5 protein-coding genes are annotated in these 5,853 nt (G+C 65.5%); 3 read left to right on the top strand and 2 right to left on the bottom strand.

Annotation, left to right across the window (positions count from 1 at the left end):
• The 3 genes from ACR2FV_RS12900 to ACR2FV_RS12890 form a co-directional block, all read left to right on the top strand.
• A partial coding sequence (locus ACR2FV_RS12900; protein ID WP_434016100.1) for a type IV secretory system conjugative DNA transfer family protein occupies positions 1–1,544 on the top strand: 1,544 nt, incomplete at its 5' end.
• A 1,254-nt stretch (positions 1,545–2,798) separates the two neighbouring features.
• On the top strand, positions 2,799–3,233 hold the full coding sequence (locus tag ACR2FV_RS12895) for a hypothetical protein (RefSeq protein WP_434016099.1): 435 nt from the start codon (positions 2,799–2,801) through the stop codon (positions 3,231–3,233).
• Positions 3,233–3,880 carry a hypothetical protein gene (locus ACR2FV_RS12890; protein ID WP_434016098.1) on the top strand — a complete coding sequence of 216 codons (648 nt, stop codon included), beginning with the start codon at positions 3,233–3,235 and terminating at the stop codon, positions 3,878–3,880. Before ACR2FV_RS12895 ends, ACR2FV_RS12890 begins: the two co-directional genes overlap by 1 nt.
• 682 nt (positions 3,881–4,562) lie before the next feature.
• Here ACR2FV_RS12890 and ACR2FV_RS12885 read toward each other — a convergent pair.
• Both ACR2FV_RS12885 and ACR2FV_RS12880 read right to left on the bottom strand, forming a co-directional pair.
• Entirely contained in the window at positions 4,563–5,528 is a 966-nt protein-coding gene (locus tag ACR2FV_RS12885; protein WP_434016097.1) for a hypothetical protein, read from the bottom strand.
• Entirely contained in the window at positions 5,528–5,677 is a 150-nt protein-coding gene (locus ACR2FV_RS12880; RefSeq protein ID WP_434016096.1) for a hypothetical protein, read from the bottom strand. Before ACR2FV_RS12880 ends, ACR2FV_RS12885 begins: the two co-directional genes overlap by 1 nt.
• Positions 5,678–5,853: the final 176 nt, after the last annotated feature.

Raw genomic sequence — 5,853 nt, 5'->3', positions numbered from 1 at the left:
CGCCAGCGCTGGCGGCCAGGTTGCCGGGGCCGGTGCTGTACTGGGCGGCAACGGTCGTGGCGTTGGCCGCAGCACTGGTGATCGGCGTCGGTGCCCACAAGGTCTTCCGGGACCCAGTCGAGCCGCTCGACCGCCGCAGGCGAGCCGGTGTCACCGCCCAGGGCCGCCTCGCATCCCCGTCGGACCTGCGCCCGCTGCTCGTGCGCCGGCCTCAACCAGGCCGGTTCGTGCTCGGGCACGTCGGACACCGCCTGATTGCCACCGAGGCGACGATCCGGAGCCGCAGGCGGCGACAGACGGCAGGGAGGGGAGCGGTGATGCCGGTGGGGCCCAGCCGCTCGGGCAAGACGACGAGCATCATCAACGGCGTGTTCCACTGGCAGCACCCGGCGGTCCTCGTCTCGCTCAAGGGTGACTTCCTCGATGTGACCGGAGCCTGGAGGGGCACGCTCGGCGAGGTTCGGGTGTTCGACCCGAGCGGCGCCACCGGGCACGAGAGCGCCACGTGGAGCCCGCTGCGGGGGGCGGCAACGGTGAGCGGTGCGGTGCGGGCGGCGAGGCAGATCGCCGAGGCGGCACCTCGTCAGCAGTCGACCGAGCACGGTGACTTCTGGACGAACATGGCCGAGAGCCTGCTCGCCGCCCTCCTGGTCGTCGCCGCCAACAGCAAGGACCGGACTTTCGCCGACATCGTGCGGTGGGTGGTGGGTACGGACATGCCCGGCGAGGGCTTCGTCGGCGAAGTCCAACCGCTGGTGCGGGCCCTGAAGGGCGACGGCGACGCTGGGCCCAAGGAGGCCGGAGAGTTCGCGACCACGGTCCTCGAAGGTCTCTGGCGCAACGACCACCGGACCGTCTCCTCGGTGTATGCCACGGCACGGACGATGGTGTGGCCCTGGATCGACCCACTCGTCGCTCGATCGACCGCATCCTGCACGATCGATCTCGACTGGCTGCTGGAGAAGAACAACACGCTCTACGTCTGCATCCCGCTCAACGACCAGCACCGTCTCCGGCCGGTTTTTGGCGGGCTGCTCAACGACCTCGTCGGCCAAGCCTTCGAGCGGTTCGTGCGGACCAACCAGCCGCTCGACCCGCCGCTGCTGCTCGTCATCGACGAGGCGGCGACGCTCCGGCCCGACCAACTGCCGTCATGGGCCTCGACGTTGTCGGGGATCGGGGTGCAACTCGTGACCGCCTGGCAGTCGATCGCCCAGATCGAGGCCGCCTACGGCCGCCAGGAGCAAGCCATCCTGACGAACCACCTCACCAAGCTGTTCTTCCCCGGCATGAGCGACGCCGCCGGGCTCGACTACCTGAGCCGGTTGCTCGGCGACGAGCACGTGCCCTCTCGGCTTGGGAGCCAGATGGACAACGGTAATCACCACTCGCCCATCACAACCGTGCCCGTCGTGCCACCGGCGGCCCTCCGGCAGATGCGGACAGGAGATGCCCTGCTCGTGCATGGCAGCCTCCCGCCGGCGCACCTCCACGTCCGGCCTTGGTACCGCAACCGGCGGCTTCGGAGGCGGGCGTCGCAGTGATGCTCATCTGCCACGACACCGTCAAGAAAGACTCGGGTGTTCCTATGAAGCCGCCACCTGGCCAGGTGCCGGCACGCAGGTGCCGAGCGCCGGTTCCCGCGGATCGGACGTGGGCGGATTCCCGGGTGGTTCGTGCGCTGATAGGCGCGTCGAACAGTTGAGCTGGGCGGAACCGCCTGGCACGGCCGGCTTCCAACCAGCACGGAGGGTCATGGCTGACGCCACATCGGACGTCCTCCGTGATCCCCAGGACAGCTCAAACGCAGGGTACCGAAGGGTCCCTGGCCGCCCTGTTGGGTTCCCACGGCGAAGCCGGCCGGCGCGTGCGATCGTCAGTACGGCCAGCGGACCGCCGTGAGCATCCGTCCTTTTGCGCCACGTGCGCCCCCGCTGCATTGGGAGCGACGTCGTAAGTGAGGGTGATCGCGCATCAGCGAGCGAAGGCCAGCCTGCCTTGCGCCACCGCTGCACCAGCTCGTCAACCCCGAGTCCCCCGCAGGGCTCGGCCGCCACGCTCTCGACGAACGACCGCTCCCCCCGGACTGCGCCAGGACCGTCGCCGTACACCTCGAGGCCGCATCCCTTGCGATCCGGGCCCCCCACCGCCAAGGCGAGGCCACTACCGTCGTAGGTCGCAACCCTACCCCGGCGCGAAGTGGCCCTCGGGCTCCGGCCGGAAGAAGCGTAACCGTCACGCCGTCCGGCCCGTGGGCTGTACCCACGTATGCGACCGGACGTGGCGGCGGCGGTTGGAGTGCTGATTCGGCGCCGGCGTGGCCTTTCCAGCATCACCGCCACCAGGCGCCGGAGAGCGGACCGACTGAGTTTCGCCAGACCGTACCCTGAGACGTAGGCGACGGCTCGCCCGTTGCCGTCGACGAACTCGCTCACCGTAACGCTGGCAGGTGGGCGGTCTCCGATGCCGGTTCACCTCACCCGCAAAAGACGGTACGATCCGGGCATGCCTGAACTGGGGTGTCACAGTGTCGCTGGGATCTTGGCTCGCACGCTGTCTCGTTGATGCGACGGCTTGCCGTACCGCCTCCTCACCGCGAACCGATCCGGCAGATCACTCGACTTTCGCCTGACGTCTTCTCACGTTTGGTTGTCGCGCTGTCCGCCGATCCGAAAAGGCCGCTCGTTCGTTCTGGCATGTGCGCAGCCGTCTCGGATGCGCTCGACTCAGACGTGGATACTGCAAGCGTTCTCGTTGACGCACTTCTAGGCGCGCATTCCGTGCAACAGCGTCGGAACGTGACCGGCGCTGAGGTCGCCGAAGCAATCGTGTCTGAAACGGCCCTGAAGCTCTCGGAAAGAGAGCGTGAGGTGGGCGCTGGGCGGCTTCAGGCTCTACTGGAACTTGAAGCACTTGAGCTACTGGCCCGCGCCGCGCAGCTCATAGCCGAGGAGGGTGACAGCTTCTGCCTTGCCCGGACCCTGTCCGACCTGCGGCCAGTGTTCAGCCCCGACTCAGATCCCCCGAGTGTCGCTGGTACACTTATTCGTCACTCACTCAAGATTCGGTACCACACGGAGTCTGACATGAAGGCGTTCTCTGTGATTCTCGATGACCGAGGACTCTTAGAACTTCGTGACGCGATAGACAGAGCCATCGCCAAGGGCAGGTCGCTTCGTGACGTGGCGGACGCAGCTGGGATGCGGCTCATTGAGATTGAGGACATTCACTGATGGAGGCAGCGTGGGCTGACGGTGACGTCCTTTCCAAGAATGAGTGGAATTGGGGCGACGAACTGCCAAAGGACTTGAACCAAGACGATGACGAACTCACCCTAGGTGGCGCCTACAGATGCGACGCCTTCAAGGCGTGGTGGGAAATACCCTGGAAAGATGCCGACGCTTGGGTCGAATGGAAGCGTGCCGCCCAGCGGTTTGTGCCCGTCGCCGCTGAGTCCTTTCGCCCACTGGTACTCGCAACGTGGACCTATTGTGAGCCTGTTGAGAGGCTGCGTTCCAGTACGTGGGAAGCACTTCAAACCCTGCGAGAGGTACTAGACGAACTTGTCGCGGAACCTCCCGTCAAGCCACAGGAAAGGGTTGCGGTCGCAGCTGAACTCGACGCCCATCTCGAACGACTCTCTGATCTACGACACCGCCTGCCGCGCCAAGGTGACGACGACAGCGGGTACCGAGTGGACGACGATGTTGACGAGGACGGACGGCTGGTGGTCGATTGGCAAGAACTCAACCGTGCTCAACTTGGGGGGTGGCCGTCTCCGGTTCAGGATGAGGATGGCTCGCTTCTGGCTGCATATCGGCCGGCCTCGTTCGGAAAGGCGCCACTAGAAGTGGAAGATGACGAGCCGTTCTCTGAGTGAGGGCTGGTACCCGCCAGCAGAGAACTACTATGTCGCAGAACCGGATCCAGCGGAGTATCCGGTGCGACAGGGCGACCTAATGCTCCCTCCGAGTGAGACGCCCGTTGGTTCTAAGAAGCCGTGGCTCGCGTGCCTTGTGATTCATCCGTCATGTGAGCTTGGAGCAAAGTCACACCCGCCGGATCCTCAAGTAGTCCGTGTCTTAGCTCTCCGCTCGGCTAGCGAGAAGAGTCAGCCCGATATCGTGCTCGGCATGCGGGAGGTTAACGGAGCATCGAGGGTAGCCTCCGCAAGCACATTCTTCTTGCCCCCGGTCGGCCGTCTCGAAGAGCCCATGTATGGGGACTTCCACCAGCCTGCGCGTATCCCACGGGCCGAACTCTCCGCGGATAGACGCATTGCAGCGCTCACTCACGACGCCAGGCTCTACTTTATACGCAGAAAGCTTTACTGGGAGCAGCGTTGGTTGATGGAACTAGACGACGTGCTCGGTTTTGAGCGGGTCCGAATCTCGAATGACTCAGCCTTCGTGGGTGACAAGCCTGCGTGGGCAGAGTCCGACATCGCCTGAGGTGAGGCCAGGCCGACGTGTCGAGCCGTATGGCGTGAGCTTCACCGGGGCCCGGCTTAGACCTCCCACATCGGAGGGCGTGCGAGCCGCATGGGTCAACGTTTCTATCTGTCACCTGTCGCCTGAGGGAGCGTCCCGATCCAACTTCTGCGGCTCTGGCACTTCAGTCACCGTGGCGGCGACGTACTGCTCACGCAGCTCGTGCAGCTTGGTCCCCCCGAGACGAGGCACCCGCCAGGCGTACCAGCCGTCGTAGGACACCAGATCGGCGGCCTGCATGGCAGCCCGAGACGGCGACTGATGGACGCTGCCATCGGACAGCTCGAACGTGCCGTCGCCACGGATAACAGCCTCGTAGTGCTGGCCGAGGCGAGGGCGCACGAACTCCACCGAATCGTTGGGCTGCAGGAGGTCGGCATCAAGCAGGTCGAGGACCGTGACCCGTCGCCCATTGACGGTGACCGCCTGGGGCCTGGTGACCGTGGCGGCGGTGACGGGCAGCGTCGGGTCATGATCGGCTTCGATGTCGATGATTCGCCGTCCCGCCGGGTCCTGGTAGATGGTGACGGGCACGACGGTGACCGGCAGGGAGCTCTCTTTCAGGAATTCAAGCGCCGAACGGGTGCGGCCCTCGAAGTCCCGAGCCACGAGGTAGAGCCGGGGCTGGGGCGTGATGGTGACCGGCGTGGTGGTCTCGGTGAAGTCCTGCCAGTCGCGAAAGAACGCCTCGACGCCACGGTGTCCCGGCCGCCCGCCGTCGTAGAGGCCGGCGACCTCGTCGAGGTTGGTGAGCCGGGCCCAGCCGGCGTACTCCAGACACTGGGCGAGTTGCCCCCGGTCCACGTCCCGCTTGACCTCGATGACCACCACCCGTCCGGTCTCGTCCAAGGCCAGAATGTCGGGCACCCCTCCCCCTGAAATGCGAGCTTGGCGGGCGACCGGAAACAGGGACTCACCGGTGAACGCTTCGAGGTCGGCCCACACCAGCGCCTCGATCTCCTGCTCGTAGAGGGTAGGACCGGGGCGCAGCCGGTGGAACGGCTTGAGGGAGCCCTCGGCAAACTCGTACAGCGGCATCAGGCCTCGCTCACCGGGAAACTGGCCACGCTTCCCCACCGGCTGGCGACATACTTCTGCCGCTCGACCGGGTCGGTGATCTCCCGGGTGCCGTTGGCCAGCCGGACGTAGAACGCCGTCTTCTTCTCCATCTGGCCCTTCCATTCCACGGTGACCCGAGCGGACGTGGCCCGGCAAGTACAAGGTCTACTTATACAAAGTTGCCTTGGTATAATCCTCCCTATGGACAAGCCATCGGAACTCTTCGATCGGGAAGCCGAGTGGACGACTCTTGTCGACTTCGTGCAGCAGCCCGGCCCAGGCATCCGACTCGCTCTCGTCAGAG

The organism is Ornithinimicrobium sp., from assembly GCF_051004135.1.
GTDB lineage: Bacteria > Actinomycetota > Actinomycetes > Actinomycetales > Dermatophilaceae > Ornithinicoccus.
Note: the sequence above shows the minus strand (reverse complement) of the source record. Positions and strands in the feature narration are given on the sequence as shown.